General features: G+C 58.4%; 10 protein-coding genes and 6 pseudogenes. 7 read left to right on the top strand and 9 right to left on the bottom strand.

Annotated features, from left to right (window positions below):
* Positions 1 to 233: 233 nt before the first annotated feature.
* Complete coding sequence (locus tag NKH38_RS30980; protein WP_352765268.1) at positions 234 to 1,304, bottom strand: Gfo/Idh/MocA family protein; 1,071 nt, start codon at positions 1,302 to 1,304, stop codon at positions 234 to 236.
* A gap of 493 nt (positions 1,305 to 1,797) precedes the next feature.
* On the opposite strand from NKH38_RS30980, the pseudogene NKH38_RS30975 reads away from it, so the two are divergent.
* Positions 1,798 to 1,935, top strand: a pseudogene (locus NKH38_RS30975) (IS630 family transposase); the annotation flags it as partial.
* Positions 1,936 to 2,030: 95 nt separating this feature from the next.
* Positions 2,031 to 2,315: pseudogene (locus tag NKH38_RS30970) on the top strand (LysR substrate-binding domain-containing protein); the annotation flags it as partial.
* A gap of 39 nt (positions 2,316 to 2,354) precedes the next feature.
* Here NKH38_RS30970 and NKH38_RS30965 read toward each other — a convergent pair.
* The 6 genes from NKH38_RS30965 to NKH38_RS30940 all read right to left on the bottom strand — a co-directional run bounded on the left by NKH38_RS30965 (position 2,355) and on the right by NKH38_RS30940 (position 10,059).
* The gene (locus NKH38_RS30965; RefSeq protein ID WP_352765270.1) at positions 2,355 to 3,395 is read right to left on the bottom strand and encodes an aldo/keto reductase; all 1,041 of its coding nucleotides are present in this window, start codon (positions 3,393 to 3,395) and stop codon (positions 2,355 to 2,357) included.
* 64 nt (positions 3,396 to 3,459) lie between these two features.
* Positions 3,460 to 4,245 carry an aspartate/glutamate racemase family protein gene (locus tag NKH38_RS30960; protein ID WP_352584683.1) on the bottom strand — a complete coding sequence of 262 codons (786 nt, stop codon included), beginning with the start codon at positions 4,243 to 4,245 and terminating at the stop codon, positions 3,460 to 3,462.
* Positions 4,246 to 5,090: 845 nt separating this feature from the next.
* Positions 5,091 to 7,085, bottom strand: a complete 1,995-nt coding sequence (locus NKH38_RS30955) for an HAD-IA family hydrolase (RefSeq protein WP_352765273.1) — start codon at positions 7,083 to 7,085, stop codon at positions 5,091 to 5,093.
* 226 nt (positions 7,086 to 7,311) lie between these two features.
* Entirely contained in the window at positions 7,312 to 8,334 is a 1,023-nt protein-coding gene (locus tag NKH38_RS30950; protein ID WP_352765275.1) for a hydroxymethylglutaryl-CoA lyase-like TIM-barrel protein, read from the bottom strand.
* Positions 8,335 to 8,380: 46 nt separating this feature from the next.
* The gene (locus NKH38_RS30945) at positions 8,381 to 9,187 is read right to left on the bottom strand and encodes an SDR family NAD(P)-dependent oxidoreductase (RefSeq protein ID WP_352584689.1); all 807 of its coding nucleotides are present in this window, start codon (positions 9,185 to 9,187) and stop codon (positions 8,381 to 8,383) included.
* 107 nt (positions 9,188 to 9,294) lie between these two features.
* Positions 9,295 to 10,059, bottom strand: coding sequence for an SDR family oxidoreductase (locus NKH38_RS30940; protein ID WP_352765278.1), 765 nt, complete (start codon positions 10,057 to 10,059; stop codon positions 9,295 to 9,297).
* A 1,613-nt stretch (positions 10,060 to 11,672) separates the two neighbouring features.
* Here NKH38_RS30940 and NKH38_RS30935 point away from each other — a divergent pair.
* Positions 11,673 to 12,221: a GNAT family N-acetyltransferase gene (locus NKH38_RS30935; RefSeq protein WP_352765280.1), complete on the top strand. Its 549-nt coding sequence runs from the start codon at positions 11,673 to 11,675 to the stop codon at positions 12,219 to 12,221.
* Positions 12,222 to 12,579: 358 nt separating this feature from the next.
* Here the strand turns inward: NKH38_RS30935 and NKH38_RS33495 are convergent.
* A pseudogene (locus NKH38_RS33495) lies at positions 12,580 to 13,000 on the bottom strand (IS21 family transposase); the annotation flags it as partial.
* 300 nt (positions 13,001 to 13,300) lie between these two features.
* Here NKH38_RS33495 and NKH38_RS30920 point away from each other — a divergent pair.
* The 4 genes and pseudogenes from NKH38_RS30920 to NKH38_RS30905 form a co-directional block, all read left to right on the top strand.
* A pseudogene (locus NKH38_RS30920) lies at positions 13,301 to 13,465 on the top strand (IS1595 family transposase); the annotation flags it as partial.
* A 55-nt stretch (positions 13,466 to 13,520) separates the two neighbouring features.
* A pseudogene (locus NKH38_RS30915) lies at positions 13,521 to 14,373 on the top strand (IS110 family transposase); the annotation flags it as partial.
* A gap of 80 nt (positions 14,374 to 14,453) precedes the next feature.
* Positions 14,454 to 15,278 (top strand): annotated as a pseudogene (locus NKH38_RS30910) (IS5 family transposase).
* On the top strand, positions 15,275 to 15,502 hold the full coding sequence (locus NKH38_RS30905; RefSeq protein WP_352765284.1) for a transposase: 228 nt from the start codon (positions 15,275 to 15,277) through the stop codon (positions 15,500 to 15,502). The pseudogene NKH38_RS30910 and the gene NKH38_RS30905 overlap by 4 nt, the downstream one beginning before the upstream one ends.
* A 369-nt stretch (positions 15,503 to 15,871) precedes the next feature.
* On the opposite strand, the gene NKH38_RS30900 is transcribed toward NKH38_RS30905, so the two are convergent.
* Complete coding sequence (locus NKH38_RS30900; protein ID WP_352904771.1) at positions 15,872 to 16,159, bottom strand: hydantoinase/oxoprolinase family protein; 288 nt, start codon at positions 16,157 to 16,159, stop codon at positions 15,872 to 15,874.
* Positions 16,160 to 16,673 lie beyond the last annotated feature (514 nt).

Here is a 16,673-nt window from a genome sequence, read left to right as displayed (position 1 = left end):
CCTCGCCAAGCTGTGCCAGCTTGGCCGAACCGCAGCACGGGCAGGTTGACGGTGCGGCGATGATGGCGCGCTCACGCGGACGACATGCCAGTGTCCGAGGCCTTCAGCTCCCGGGCCAAAGATCTTCGCTAAGTGCTCCTCCTATCATCCACCTCATGAAAGGGGATTTGAATCACCCGCGAACGCCGTCGTCACATCACAACGATTCATCGATTACAGGGCGCGCTCCAGCCTTAGTCTGGGCGGTCGATTTCGGGCGTGCCATTGATCGTTTCGACCGGTATCACTCGCCCCGTCGTCGCCGACGTGATCGCGGCCTGCATGAGAGCGAGACTGCCAATATTGTCACGCCCCAGGCTGGCGAACGATGCGACCGTGCCGATCTCGACGGCGCGCGCAAAGGTCGCCAAGCTTTCTCTACGGCCGAACGATGCCATCGCGGGAAGGTCGATCGGCACTACGGGGTGGCCGCGCTTTCGGATCCTGACGTGATCGCCGTCCAATGTGACATCACGATCACCGCGGCAGGTCCAGATGATCTCGCCCTCGGCGCATTCCAAATGCCACTCGCCGCCATACGGCGTCTCCACTCCACCACTAAGCCAATTGCCGCGATAGGTGACGACGGTGCCTCGATCGAAGATGATCGTCGCAGCCGCAGCGGGCGGCTCTCTGTACGAACTCCCTTGCGGCTGCCAAGCGGTACAATATACCTGCCGGGGTTCCTGCCCGAGCACCATACGCATCAGGTCAAAGTGGTGGATACCAAGATCCTCAAGAAGGGGCTGTCGTAAGGCGTAAAAAGGTTCATCGGCCGGCGTACAGTTCAGGAACCGCCGGAATTCGATGTGGACTGCGCCTACCGGTCCGAGTACTTGCTCTCTGACAAGCCGGGCAGCACTGATGGCTGCAGGAAAGAAGCGGAAGTTCTGGCTGACCATAAGTCTTAGGTGGTAACGGTCCGCCAAATCAGCGAGGCGCTCCGCCTCTACGGTCGTAGACACAAACGGCTTCTCCACCAATACGTGCTTCCCGGCCTCCAGAGCAAGTTCAACGAGAGAAGCATGGGCCCGGACGTCCGCCGTAACCAAGACAGCGTCGGCATCGACATTCGAGAGTGCTGCCTCCAAAGTTGGGAAGCACCGGTCCGGGCGAGCCCCCAGCCGCAGCTCCACTCGCTTCAGCGCCTCGGGATTCGGGTCGGCCCAACCTACCGCCTCGACTTCGGGCACCTGAGGTACGACCGTCTCAGCCCAGTCTGCACCCCATTGACCAAGCCCAACCTGAACTATCCTAGTTGGCATGATACCACCTCCTATTTAGACTAGACGAACCGCGGATGTCGCTTCAATGGCGCAAGATGCGCGGCGCATATGGTGAAGGGCGCGAAGTGTGCACGTGGATGGATCGAGGAGCAGCCGGCGTTGCAGACCAAAATGTCACTCTACTGGAGTGTGCTACAACCTTTTCAGCTGCAAGACGCCACATCATTCGGATTGGCCATTTGCCACTCACGAAGTCGGCCTCGCAGGCCTACGAGAGAGGTGATTGAGCCCCTCATATCCGACGCCTTCATCAAGGTCCGCAACCAACCAGCCCTCGCTTCAGGGAGAGCCTGCGAGCAAGCCGCCCAACATTCCCGGCTCATCCTGTAAGCTCGGCGTTGATCAAGCTTAAACTTCGACAATACATTGCACCTACTTTTCCGTCATCATGTTCCAGCTAATGAAGTGAGCCTGCCACGGGAGCGATGTTATGTATAGTAAATGTTATGTAAAATATTTCTTGCTAGCCTTCAAAACTGGATCGATCAAGAACTGGCTGATGCGGCGGCCACGCTACCACGTGCACTTCACACCAGCCTCGGCTTTCATGGATCAACCAAGTCGACGCTGGTTTGCGGAATTGACCCGCAAGCAATTACGGCGCGGCGTTGGCCTGGCCGAGCAGTTCCAAATCTTTGCCGCGTGATTGGCCTCGTGTCAGACTCTCTCTACGCTCCCATTCAGCCGTTGCAACAAAACCCACCGATGATCGTCCCAATCGCCGGCAACGCGACGGTCAGCAACGGCGAGGCGATGGGGCTGACGGCTTTGGCAGGAGCAGGCATCGCGCGGCTGGCGCGCTGGCATGTCGAGCCCGACATTGTCGCTGGGCGGCTTGTGCCGCTGCTGGAAGAATTCAATCCCGGCGACGAGGAAATGACGCATGCCGTCTATGTCGGCCATGGCAAGCACCTGCAGGCGTGCGTCAGGGCATTCCTGGATCTCCTCGCCAGACCGTGCGTCTGTAAGGGTAAGCCGCGCGTCTACTAAGGGACACGCGGCCCAGGAGAAGCCCGTAGATTTGAGCGATTACGGCTTCTGCACGAAAGGCGCCGGACGCCGGCCGGCACCTTGCCGCTCAAGCATCCAGCCGGGATACTCGGAAGGCAGCGCGCTGACCTCATCCAGCCTGGCGAGATCGTCGGCGTCGAGCTTCAATCCGGTGGCCGCGAGGTTCTGTTCGAGCTGGTCCATGCGGCTGGCGCCGATGATGACGCTCATCACGAAAGGCTTGGCCAGCACATAGCCGAGCGCCACCGTGGCGACGCTGACGTCGTGCTTGGCGGCGATCTCGCGCATCACGGCGACCGCCGCCCAGGCGCGGTCCTCGTTGACCGGCGGGAAGTTGAAGCTGGTGCGGCGACCTTTGCCAGTGCCCGGACCGTATTTTCCCGAGAGCAGTCCGCCCGCCATCGGTGACCAGACCATCAGGCCGAGCTTTTCCTCGAGGATGAGCGGCACGATCTCGCGCTCGAGGTCGCGCCCGGCGATCGAGTAGTAGGATTGGACTGTCTCGAAGCGGGCAAAGCCCTTGCGTTCGGCAATGCCAAGCGCCTTGGCGATGCGCCACGCTGCCCAATTGGAAAGGCCGACGTAGCGAACCTTGCCACTGGCAACGAGGTCATCGAGCGCCCGCAGCGTCTCGTCAATCGGCGTCACCGTGTCGTTGCCATGCAGCTGGTAGAGATCGATATGGTCGACTTGCAGACGTTCGAGGCTGGCATCGACCGAATCCATGATGTGACCGCGCGACGAGCCACGCTGGTTCGGGCCCTCGCCCATCGCCCCGTGGACCTTGGTGGCGATGACCATTTTTTGCCTGTCGACGCCGAGATCCCTCAGCGACTGGCCGAGCAGCCGCTCGGACTCACCGTACGAGTAAACGTCAGCGGTGTCGAAGAAATTGACGCCGGCGGCCAGTGAGCGCGCGACGATCTCGTTGACGCCTTTCTGGTCGAGGCTGGCGATCCCGTCCCATTCAGCGTTCTCCCCGGCGGCGCCGAAGGTCAGTGTGCCGAGGCAGAGTTCGGAGACGAACATGCCGGTACTGCCAAGCTGGTTGTAGCGCATGATGGAATTTTTCCCGAGAGAAGGATTGAATGACATGACGGAAATAGGAGCGGGCCGTGTCGTTTCAGACGTGGCCATAGTGCTCGCGATGAACGACAACTGAAAAGGCGTAGTCGAGCAGCGTACTCCAGGAGAAAATAGGCAACCTCACTTCGCGCTGCACACAGCGCGCGAACGGCTGAAGTCCTGTGCAAACGAAAATCAATGCGCACAGGTCGGCGTTCTTGGAGACAAAGTCCTTACACGCACTAACGAACTCGGCTTCGGCGCGTTCGAAACTGGCCCTGGGAACCGAAGACCACTTGTCTGCGCTCCACAAATTCTCGAATTCCGGGCACGAATAGTCCTCGGATACTCCCATGAACGCAAGGTTTGACGCCGGATCGATTCCGGCGCTGACGAGATGGTGCTCTGTCAGCCGCCGAGGGAAGGCACACACAATCCCAACGCGTCCCGTGCTTCCGGTCAGCCGCTGCGCGAGAGGTACCTGCAAAAGGCTCGACATAAATACAGGAACCGATACTTCGGCCGCCACCTCTTTTTGGAAATACGCAAAGTGAGCGCACTCAGCAGCGATGGCTCGACACCCCATACGTTCGAGTCGACGCGCGGCCTGCAGTATGGGTTCTAGGCAAGTGGATTTATCCGACTGAATTCCGAGCCGATCGAAGTCGACACCTTCGACTACGTCGTATTGGACGGGGAATTGATACGCACTTGCGTTCCGTACGGAGCCGGGAAAACCAGGGTATACCTCATCGAACAGCATGATCCCCAAACCCATGCCACAACCATATGTACCCGGTTGGGCGTGAATGACATCGATCCCAAAGTCGCGGTTCCCAGACATAATATGACTCCCAAGCTAAGAATGTAATGGCCATCGTGAGTAAGAATTAGCGCGCCGTTCGTCGCCATTTCTGGTGAGGAGCGACAGTAACTCTGAGCTAAACTTCGTCCGGCCCATCCGACAGTTGAAACAGGCATACCGCATATTGCATGTTAGAATCGGTCCAGTGCTGCACCGGGCGGAAGCCATAATCCATGAACACGTCATGCAACGCATATTTCTCCATCAAGGTGCGGATGAATTGAAGGGAGCACTGTCCCCTATGATAAGGCCGTCGCCAAACCTGTCGCTTTAGGGAGTTTCAAGAGTCGTGCCAACTGCGAAGAAATATCCTTTGAAAGAGTTTTACGCCTGTTGCTCAATGGCTTGAATGTTCAAATATGACAGCGCAACGAAGCCACGTGGAACACGACCGTGTCTCGGACTCGACAAACCCGACAGTAAGTGTCGGTCGCTGGCCTCAACCGATTCATGTTGTCCGAGGCCGCAGGGCCCTGCCGAAGCCGGCAGTTAACCCCTCAGTGTAGGTGCGCGGCAAAGAGATGTTGAGGATATTGTGGCGGAGCTCGGAATGGCGTTGTCACGTTGTTTGAAATGTGGCCGCATGAGGCCGACACCGCGCTTTTCAGGCAGGCCGTGCACTCACGTCTTCCACGCGGAAGGATCGTTCGGCCTCCTCGATTCCTTAAGTTCTTCTTCCGACCTGCACACAGCCACCGACTGCGTGCGTGCCGACGACTTCATCGAGGTGCCAGACATCGTCTTTCGTCGGCGCCAACCATGCTGCCGCGTTCAACCGGTGCCGTCTTATCCGCTCCGCGATTCTCGCTCCAAGCCGCCCAAACCTAGTCTGTTTTATTGGAATGCGTCGTCGACCGAAGGTGTGGAAACAAACTGCCGTCGAAAATTTGATTAAGGTTCTTCGCGACAAAATCGGCAGCGCCGCTTTCGTCTTGACGCAACTCGCCGCAGCTGTTGAGGCCAGTCGTTACCAGAAGTGCGTCGAGCCCTGCAGCCTTTGCGCCCTTGATATCGGTATCAACCTGATCGCCGACCATCAAGAGACGGTCGCTACCAGCCCGAGTGATGCACTCTTCGAAAATCGCTCTTCCTGGCTTGCCCATATTCTCTACTGAGATTGGAGGGGCTCCGAAAGGCGCTAGTCCAGCTTTAAGCATTGGTCCTATTATGCCTGGTCCAAAGACGAGTGTGCCGTTTTTGCCAGGATAAATGATGTCCGCGTTTGCCGCTATAATACGGGGCATTTCACCCGTCTCGATCAGTCTGCGTTGAAAGGTCGACAGGATGTTATCGGCAGCCCGTTTAAAATCGAAACCTTCATCATCGAGCACTACGAGTGTGTCGAATGTCGCGGCCGTATCAGCGCAATGAAGATTTGGATGCTTACCCAAGATCTCAAGCGCAGCGTGTGCACTGCCCACATAGGAAACTAGCCGCCCGGACGCCAGCTCTTCGAGTACGCGATGCCGCGCAACACCTCCCGCGAAGACGATACGGTCGACTGCCGGAATCGGAAGTCCCGCGCCGCGGAGACGCGCTAATATCGTTTGCTCCGACCCACTGCTGATATTCGTCACGATGTAGTATGGCTGACCGGACGTATTAAGTCGGGCCAAGATATCAGCAGCGCCAGGCAGGGCTTCATTTTCGCTGACCAGGACCCCGGTCGCGTCGAAAAGTATCGCGTCATAGCAATCTGCCAGTGTCTGGGGAGGTGGGCTTTCGAGGACCGCGGTTTGAGGACAAGCCGATTCCGACCTTGGCTGAACCGCGCGCGCCTTAGAGGGCGGAAAGTAGCCGTGACGCACGACCCTCGCTTCGGGTGGTATGCTGGCCGCGCACGTCTCGCTATACGCCCAGGCCAGCCACTCGCATAAGATCGCCAAGTCTTCTGCCTCGACCGTAGGCCCCGCCCATATCCGAAATCCGGGCGGCGCGTCACCGTAGCTCCAGATGTCAAAAGCCGCGCCTTCGGCTTCGAGTAGACGGATCATCTCCGCAACGATTTTGCCGTCGTCCTCTTTCTCGCCGGCAGCGTGCTGCTCTCGCACAAGCCGAAGAGTAATCGAACAGGTGGAGCGTGCTGCCGGATTGGTGCAAGTCCAATCGATCCAGGGAGTAGAGTTCACCCAGTCGTCCATCACAGCATAATTATTGGCAACCCTTTTCAGAAGTGCTGGTAGTCCACCGCACGCTTCTGCCCAGTCGAGCGCGGAATGGATATCCTCGACGGCGAACATGCTGGGGGTTGAGATCGTGCGGCCGCCAAAGAATGCCTTGTTTACAGATCCGTCGGCGTTGTGCAGTCTCATGAGCCTGGCTACGGGCTTACGTCCGCTGGCTTTCAACCGTGCCTGGGCCCGAGGCGAGAGTGCGATCATGCCATGGCCGCCTTCGCCCCCAAGCGCCTTCTGCCATGACCAGCACAGAACATCGATCCGATCGTAGTCGATGGGACTCGTAAAAGCTGCCGAGACGGCATCTGCGATCACAAGCCCGGCACGGTCAGGAAGAATCCAGTCAAGATCCGGTGGACAGACGCCGCTGTTGGTGCCGTTTAGCACTAGAACGATGTCGTGAGTGGGGTCGATCCCGCTCGTGCTCGGAAAATCTCCGAAAGCACACATGTGACGGCTTTGCGGGGCAAGCGCTAACGTATCGATCTCATTTGCCCAATACTGCGAGAAGTTGTCTGACAAGAATGTCTCGACTGGAAACGGGCCAAGCAGATTTTGTAAGGCCATGCTGCAGGCCCCAGTGCCTGAACCGGGCACGATTCCGCAGAGCCAGCTATCGGGCAGCTCTAGCAAAGAGGCCATGCGCCTGATTACTTCTCCTAGCCTTTCTGCTCCCTCGGAGCTCCGGTGACTCCGTCCAACATAGCGCAGCATAGTTGGGTGCACGCTCCAGCCGGGATGTTTGCGGCAAGGACCTGATGAAAACCGTGGATCGGACGGGGGGGCCGATGGTTTTGCTACCGCGTTTGGCAGGGTCATGGCTTCCTCCAAGTCGGGAAAAGAGGCACCTCGACAGAGATATCTGCGATCAGGCGATGTCCTGCGCCAATAGAGCCGACAGCTTTTCATCGGCAAAACTCATCCGTTCATCGGCGCGAAGTTCCGAGAGGCGGCTGATGATCGCGGCCTCAGACAAAGCCCCGCCTTCACAAAGCTTTTGAACATAGGACGGATGGATGAAGTTTGAGCCTGCGAATTGATATGCCGCGCTGCTGCCCCAGCCATACCGTTTGCGAAGCGGATCGAAGTGACGCAAGACGTGCTCGATGAGTCCCCGTTCCGTGGATGTTTCGAGGTGAGTGAGTAGCGGCAGGAGCTGCTCACTCGCGGTATTTCCTGCGCCGCGGCCCATGCCCCCCATGGTGCAGTCAATCCAGGTCGCTCCCGCCATAGCGGCGGCCACTGAATTGACCAGAGCATATCCGCGGTTGTCATGGCCATGGAATCCAATGTCAGGCTCAATTCGGTTGGCAAACCGGCTGATTAATTCCTGAACGCGGGTCGGCTTCATAGAGCCAAAGGAATCGGCAATATAAAGCACATCTATGCTGTCGACCTGCTTTACCTCCTTCAGGCACATCTCAACTTCTGCGGCATTTGCTGCGTCGATCTGCATGAGATTCACAAACACGCAAAAACTCCTGTGAGACAACTCAGCGAAAATGTTCCTGCAGGCAGCCAAGTTGCTGTAATGCGTCGCCACGCGGACGGTCGTGATATGTCCTGGCACTAGTCCTTCTGTCAGGCGGGTCACGGCAAGAGGTATAGGCAGTTCGCTCGCAAGCACGTCCTTGGCATCGATCATCACGCATGCCTTGACTAGGAGACCGGCAGCCACCTGTTCGGCCTTAGAGCTCGTCACACTGGCGAAATATCCGTGGCTCTCAGGCTTTCCGGCGAGCCCCAGCTCGACCATGCGCACCGGGAGAGTGTTGATGGTAGCGACATAGTCCGACACCAGTTCCGGCGCGAAATCCCAACCCGTGTAATAGCCACCGTCGCGCAAGGTGCAGTCTAGGAAGTTCACTTCATCTGGTATTGTGTTTAACATTGCCCAGCCTCTTCAAAATACCGCCACAACATCGAAGCATGCTGCATCAGCTCGCGGCATAGCCCCCGTCGACATAAAGAATCTCGCCTGTTACGAACGATGCTGCTGGGCTCGCGAGGAAAATGTAAGGCCCAAAATACTCGGACAGATCGCCGCGGCGTCGCATCGGAGTGAGTTCCATTGCGCGGCGCTGATAAGGGGTATCGAGATTAGGGTGCACTCCATCCATGAAGTTGTTGATGAACCCAGGTGCGACGGCGTTCACACGAATACCCTTATCGGCCCATTCTACCGCCATGGTGCGCGTTAGTTGATTGACGCCTCCCTTACTCGCAGCATAGACAGCCAGGCCCGGTATGCCGAGCGAACTGGCGACCGAAGAAGTCATGATGATGCTGCCGCCGCCTTGTTCCAGCATTGCCTGGGCGGCAAACTTCGCACAATAATAATAGCCCCGCAGATTGGTATCGACGATTTCGCCCCATTCCCGCTCTTCAAATGAATGCGCTGGCTTAATGATGTCGGTACCTGCGTTGCAGACCATCACATCGATCTGCCCGAACCGGTCGACCGTGCCACTGATCAGTGCCTTGCAATCGTCGTGCGACCGCACATCGGCGCGGATAGCCGTCACGTCGATTCCTTGGCCCGCAAGTTCGGCCTCTGCTTCGGTCAGCTCTTCAACATTGTGCGAGGAAAGGACTATCTTCGCGCCCAATCGTCCAAAGCAGGCGGCGAGCGACTTCCCTAGACCGCGACTCGAGCCTGAAATGCAGACCACCTTGCCATCAACTCCGAAGAGCTCTTGGTATCCTTCTGCACCAGTCGCATAATTATGAGCGGTATCTGACATAAAGATTACCCAATCCAGCTATGAATACACGCATGTGCGATTGAACGGCCGAGATCGATGACTGCGTTGGCTTCGTTCATGCGATGGCTCGTAGTGCGATGATTTGTTCAGACGGTTGCACTCAGCCCACCATCGATGACGATCAGGGCGCCGCTGACATAGGCCGCGCGAGCGCTGGCCAAGAATGCAGCAACTGCCGCGAATTCCGAGGGATCGCCAAGGCGCCGGGCCGGGGTCCTATCCTCAAGCGCACGGATGGCTTCGGCGTGGTCTCCGAGGCGATTGGCTTCGTGGATCGCGGTGCTGTGTGCTCCAGGAGCCAGCACGTTTACGGTGATATTCTCACCCGACAATTCTTGTACGAGCGTGTGGCAGTAAGGCACTAGCCCTGCTCGTGCGACACCCGACAGCGCGAAATGTACTGGGGTCCGTACAATAGCCTCGGAAGCGAGCATCAATATTCGCCCCGCTGGCGAGCGCCGCAGATGCGGCAAGGCGGCCGTAACTAGATTTATCGAAGGTAAAAGCACTCGGTCAAACGCATCGTCGAAATCCTTAGGCGTCATGGCCGAGGGTGGCCCGGCAGAAACGCCGCCGCAATTCGTTACCAAGATGTCGACACATCGAAAATGCTCTGCTGTTTCGGCAACCCAAGCTGCTGCATCAGCGCAGTCAGTTACATCGGTCGCGCGTGCCAGTACTTCGGCGCCTTTGCTGCGCAACCAGTCCACTGCTCTTTCTAGCCGCGCCGGATCCCGCCCACAGATGGACAGGCGGCAGCCTTCGTTGGCTAACTCCTCAGCTGTGGCCAAACCTAAGCCGCTTGAGGCGGCCGCGACCATTGCCACCTTGCCGTCAAGCCCTAAATCCATCTTTACCCCCAATTGACATCGCCACGCTTCTTGGCACCGTTGCAGTCAGCCAAGCATGTGCTGTGCCAAACGAAAAATCCGCTTACAACAACATGATAGCCCTGCTGATAAAATGTCGGTTGTGCTCTTACGTCGGATCCCCGACATTTGTGTCGCATGCACGCCGATACGCCTTCCGGTTCTGAAGACAGCGTTGGGTAAGCAACTTAATTTTTTGCCCAAGTCGAATTAGATTAGATTAGTCATGTAAGAGGTCGGGCCTCACTGGGCGGCGTGCAGCTCCATCGCTATCGACGTTCGCCGCGTCAATATCACCAAACTCTCGAGCCATTCGAATACGCCAAAGGCGAAGGTGATCGGGGCGCACCGACGTGCCATGATCGACCATACGTTACCGCAGAGTGTGCGACTCTGCTCAACAGAAGCGTTGTCGGCGATGACGATGGAAGGCGACTCCGCTCCTGCTGGCGTTGTGAGACAAAGCCGGGCGGACCCGTTCGACCTGGATGCAGTACTGCCCTACTTGCCTCGCCGACAACGACGCTCGTACTTTCGCCGTCCCTGGCGGCGGGCGACGCGGATCTCGTGCTTTGCACATGGTCCCGGTCTGCGTGATCGATGTCCCACCGGTCCAAGCGGGATTGCCTTCTTCGACCAGATCGAACTGATGCCGCAGCACTTCTGCGCCCGATGCGCTTTCGATCTGCGCAGGGCATCGAAGGTGTTCGTGAAACCGTCGGCACGACGGCTGGAACAGTCAATCGACGATATCTGCAAGGTGGGATGGCCAAGGGATCGACGACGGTCGGCGACCTGACTTCGCGCCTGCCGCACGCGCCTATTTTGCCGGCGTCTCCTTGGGGAAGACGCGAACCTGTCCGCACTGCAGCCAGCCGCATTGCAGCGCTGTCGAGCCAATCTATAGCCACAAAGCCATGCTGCTGTACACGAGGCAGAAGACCTCTGTGCAACGGAATTGCTTTTCGACGGGTCGACGCTTGGGCCGAGGCCGACGACCATCTTGGAAACACTGTGTGCGCCTGCAACGCTAGCAAGCAGAAAAGCACGGCCAAATCGGCGCTGGTGCAAGGTTTCGGCCTCAATGTCGGATACCCGACAGGATCGCAAACCTGTGCCCGTTGCATTGCTGATGTTTTGCTCTGGCACATTCGATGCAGGGGATCTCCCGAACGCAGCAAGCGTATATCTTCCTATGATCAAACCCACCGAAAAATGCTGTCGCCGCATTCATGACCGCGCCCTCGCAGGTCGCCAAGCCGGTCGAAGGGCGCCTCATCACGAACGAGGCGGCTACCTGGCCCCAATTGCAATGAGGGTAGGCTGCGAAAGCATCTCGCTGACCACGCCGGGGTCGTCGAGGCGGGCGGGTTCTCGGTGCGAGCCACGCGCCACATGTCGCCGCCATAAGTGCCGATCTCCACACGGAGCCGGAATCCGCGGGCATCACACCCGACAACACGAACGCTCGGACAAACTGTTGCAAATCGGGCGGTGCTGACGATGCCGGCGGGGCGGGTAAGTCCAACGGCCATGGCCGACATTCGCGGCGCACAGGTTCCGATTGGGACGCAAGCCAGACAACTGGAGCTCTCATGCACATCCTAGAAACGTCGCGTCTTATCTTAAGACCGCCGTCGCATAGCGACGAGCTTCTTTTACATGGACTTCATAGCGATCCGTTCGTGGTGAACGCCATCGGGGATGGAGTCTATCCGACGATAGAGCAGTCGAAAGCTGCACTGCTTCACTTTATCAATCATTGGCAGCTGAATCGTTTCGGCTTATGGATGGTATTCGTCAAGGATAAAGGCCAAGCTAGAAAATTCGCTGGCTATTGCGGATTGATTTGCAGCGGGCCGAATCTGTCCCACGTCTCGAATGATGTAGATATCGTAACTTGCCTCCACCTTGCGGCCTCGGGGAAGGGGATCGCCGTCGAAGCCGGCAGGGCAGTAGTCCAGTTTGCGTTCGAGCGATTGAAGGTTAAGAAAGTGACCGGATGGATTCGTCCAGAAAACACCCGTTCGCGTCGAAAAAATATGAAGATTGGATTTTCACATGTAAGTGACCGAATGTTAATGGAGATAACTCCAGAAACTGCCGTAAAAATCGACAATTTACTTATTTTAGATAGTGCGTAGCCAGACGTAGCAATTTGATAATCCTGATGACCAACTGCATAGTTGGTGCGCTGCTAAATGCTTGAGCGACGCGGGCGGGCATCGGCTCCAGCGATCGCATGGTGCAAGGCGCGCATAGATCGCGGATACGCTTGTGCAGCTGTCCCTCGCGCTCGGCCTTGGCGAGCTTGGCGTTATTGTCGGCGAGCGTGGAGAAGTTGGATGCTCTTTTGCGGCTTTGACGGCTTCGACGGCGAGCGCGGTTGCCGATGGCTCTTGCCGGTGCCGGGCGGGCAAGAAGATGAACTGCCTCCGCCCGCTCGATGAACTTCAGTTCGGCCCGCCATGATGCGGTTTTGTCAAGAGATGGCTGGAAAGAGGGCTGGAAGCCAAGGTGCTTAGCCAGCGAGCGATTGTAGGTGATGTGGCCTTCGTTTTTCGCCGGTAATCGCCGTCTTCATCCTGCCGTAGAGGATCTCGATCGGCACTCCTCCAATGGCGTAGAAAGCCTGCATATGACAGCGCAGCAGCCTCTGCAGGTCCTGGTGCATGACGTAGCGGGCGAAGATGCAACGCGAGTGGTCAGGCACAAGCGAGAACAGCCAGACAAGGCGCATCACGCCCGGCGCGTTCGATGAACTCGGTGACCGCGCAAAGTCGACCTGTGCTTGAAATCCGGCCGGGGTCCGAACCACACCTCGAAGGGACGCACTTGCTCTTTGCGGTCCGATCGCGGCCACGAAGCGCTTCACGGCAGTGTAGGCGCCGTCATGGCCGCGCTCACGAATCTCGCGCAAAATGCATCGCGAGATTCCGGATCATCTGCTCAAGCACGTTTCGCCGCTGAGCTGGGAACACATCAATCTGACCGGCATCTACACTTGGGATGCAGAACATCAGATACCTGAAGGCCTTCCGGTCGCTCAGACTTCCGGCTTGGTTACGCCACGCCGCATGACGTCATGCTCCATTCGGCCTTAGTGTATCGGGCCTTTATCAACCAAAGACAGCTACGGCCGATTTGATGGTGACGCCGCCATCGAGGGTTCGGCGCATCTGACGTCCCGTAGCGGCGCGAAAGACAGTCGGCAGTTGCAGCGCTGGCGGCACCCTGGCTGATGCTTCAGTCGGACAAGCGCTTGTCCTCGTTCCGGCTCCCCGAGATCCTTGGCGTGAGCCAACCGACGGCCTGGCGCATGTGTCACGCCCTGCAGCTGATGGTGGCGCGGGAAAACATTCTCGACGGCACGAACCACAGATCCCATGATTTGCGGCGCAGGCAGATTAGACTGCGCCATCTCAAACTCTGGAGGCCTGATCATGTTGCAATCATTCAACGGCGCAGAAGTTGTCCAATACAATCGTACGCTCGTACTGGCAATCGAACTAAGCAACAAAAGCTGGGTTTTGGCGGCCCAGGTGCCCGGCCTGCCGCAGACCAAGGCGAAGCGTGCCATTGAGCCAGATAAGCTTGCTCTTCAGTCCGCAATCGATGGCTATCGTGCTCGTGCTGCTGCTGCCGGCCACAAGGTAGATCGGGTGGTTGCGACCTACGAAGCTGGATGGTCCGGGTTCTGGCTTGCCAGATGGCTGATTGCCAAGGCGTGGAGGTCCATGTCATCCAGCCTTCCAGCGTGCCCGTCGATCGTCGCATGCGTCGCGCAAAGTCGGACGGGATCGACGCCGAGTTACTCCTGCGTACACTGCTGGCGTGGCTTCGCGGCGAACCGCGCGTCTGCTCCATGGTACCGATCCCTGACGAAGCCGATGAGGATGCACGGCGCTCTGTCCGCGAACGAACAGAGCTCGTGTCCGAACGCGTCAGCCTTGCCAACCGGATCGGTGCTGTCCTCGCGACGCTCGGCGTCGAGGACTACAACCCGCTCCTGAAAAACCGCCGGCGGCGTCTGGCCGACCTTCGTACCGCTCTGGGTGACCCAATGCCACCTCACGCCCTCGCCAATATCGAACGGTTGCTGAGCCGGCTGGAGCTCGTTCTCGATCAGATCGCCACGCTGGAACACGACCGCGATGCGGTAGCGGAGGTGCCCGCTTCGGATGATGCCAGTCGGATGATCCAGCAGCTCTGCAGTCTGCGCGGTAGCAGAGTGCCACAATATTGGTCCGCGAGGCCTTCGTCCGTCGCTTCGCTAATGCCAAAGCGCTCGGATCTTAGTGTCTGCTCCAAAAAGACGTGAGTGATTTCAGCGGGTTGTGATTCTGTCGGATTGCTGAGATTCGACGGAGATCATGATGCCCTGGACCGAAACCACTCGCCCCCACTATGAACGGCGCTGCCCGCGCTACGCAAGCGACCTGACGGACGCGGAGTGGACGCTGATCGAGCCGCTGATGCGGCACCGAACCGCATTGGCCGACCTCGGAAAACGGACCTGCGCGAGGTCGTGAACGCCATGCTTTACATGGCTTCGTCGGGCGGAGCATGGCGGCTGTTGCCGAAGGACTTCCCGCCATTCTCGACGGTGCAGAAATACTTCTGGCGCTGGCGGGACGAAGGATTGCTGCGCGCCATCAACAATGAACTCGTCATGGCGGCACGCGAACGGGAAGGCCGGCAGGCGAGCCCGTCCGCCGGCGTCATCGACAGCCAGAGCGTGAAAACCACCGAAAGCGGCGGAATACGTGGCTTCGATGCGGGCAAGAAGGTCAAGGGTCGCAAGCGGCACATCGTCGTCGACACGCTGGGCCTGCTGGTCGGCGTCGTCATTCACGCCGCCGACATTCAGGATCGCGACGGCGCGCCTGCCGTCCTGAAATCTATCCTCAACCGCTGGCCGTGGCTGCGCCATGTCTTCGCGGATGGAGGCTATGCCGGACCGAAACTGCGGGGCGCCCTGCAAAAGGTCGGCAGGTTCACGATAGAGATCGTCAAGCGGACGGACAACGCTAAGGGCTTCGAGGTCCTGCCCCGCCGCTGGGTCGTGGAGCGAACCTTCGCATGGCTGGGCAGATGCCGAAGGCTTGCAAAGGACTTCGAGCGATCCATCGAATCCGCTCAGGCCTGGATCTTTCATAGCAAACATCCGCATGCTCACCCGAAGGCTCGCAAGGGCCTGAAAACCTGGCGATCATTCTGGTCAGACACTTATGCAGGTCTTACTGCGACGCCTTACAACAGTGGTGGAGTGGAACGCGAGCAAGGGATCGGAAAGGCCGGGAACCGGCGGCTTCGAACGGTGATGGTGGGGCGTCCCGAACAAGCGCTGAGTGCGCTCTACGAAAGATCGTTGTCGCCATCTCATCCGCAATCGTCCCAAGCGCATTTGGCGACTACGTGCTGACCTCTCGAGTGGAGTGCTTTCAAGTTGCGGTCCCTTTTCAAATCTCGATTTGCTAGCCCCTAGGCGGCCCGTGCGGACGAATACCCAAGTCCCAGTGGCAGCACAGCTGCCGCAGCTTCAGCCTGCGACTTCATCACGGCTCAACACGAGGGCTTCTGACGCCTCACGCCTGACCGACCGCCCGGAGGCACCACCACTGGGGCGCCGTATTCGTCGATGAGCAGAGGACCGGTAGTGAGCACATTCTGAGATCGAGGACCGACTGAGCACCGGAACAAGTATTTGTGCCACTGCTCCTCCGAATCGGCAACACGGTCGGCCCTGCGAACATGCCGAAGCGACTGTGAAACTTCAGGCCACTAACCGGTGCTAGCCAGCCGGACTGCGCGGATCAGAATTCCGCCGGGCGACTTCCTGTCGCGATATGCTGAGGCGACTCGCGCTCCCTTCCATTGCTTTGGCGGCCAATTCGGCCGAGACGCTGAGACCCCCATCAGCTATCGGCCATGGAGGGATGAAACCCAACACAACGCTTGCGTCAGTGATGGTCGGGTCAACATAGCCGCAACTATAACATGCCGGGCGGGGTTGGACCCTGCCCTTCGTGGACCCCTTGGAGCCCCGTACCCTGATCAATCCAGGCCAGACTGCCGCCACCGGTGACAACTTCGGCGATGTCGATATTCTGTATACGGACCAGTTCTCCACTTCCCCTCCGCAGGCGGCTGCTGCTCGAGCGATGAACTTACCTCATTTCACGATCATAGGATACGCGTCCGTTCTCAATCAGAGATGCCTTCGCCTTGGTTCCTCCCCTGTGAAACGTGATCACATTGTGCAGCGAAAGAGACTCTGAGACGCGAGCGTGCGCAGAACGCCGGCCGCGGATGACTGCATGATCATGAGGGGGCCTGCAGGCCGATCTTAGCGAGGCTGGAGTCAATGTTGATTAGGTATGTACTTATCAGCGACGCGACGTACGCGCTCATCACGGTGGTCGCACTGCGCCCATACTCCTGCTGTTCGCGCAGGATGTCGTTGCTCCGCCTGGAGGATGTGCACCTAGTCGGGGACTGTCAGGAATTCCGTGTGCGGGTGGGCGGTTGAACATTATGCCGCCATGGCTTTGATGAAGCGTTCGCCAAAGATGACGGGGAACTGGGCTTTAGCC

The organism is Mesorhizobium sp. M1078, assembly GCF_040318615.1.
Lineage (GTDB): Bacteria > Pseudomonadota > Alphaproteobacteria > Rhizobiales > Rhizobiaceae > Mesorhizobium.
The sequence above is the reverse complement of the archived record's forward strand: the minus strand, read 5'-3'. Positions and strand labels throughout refer to the sequence as shown.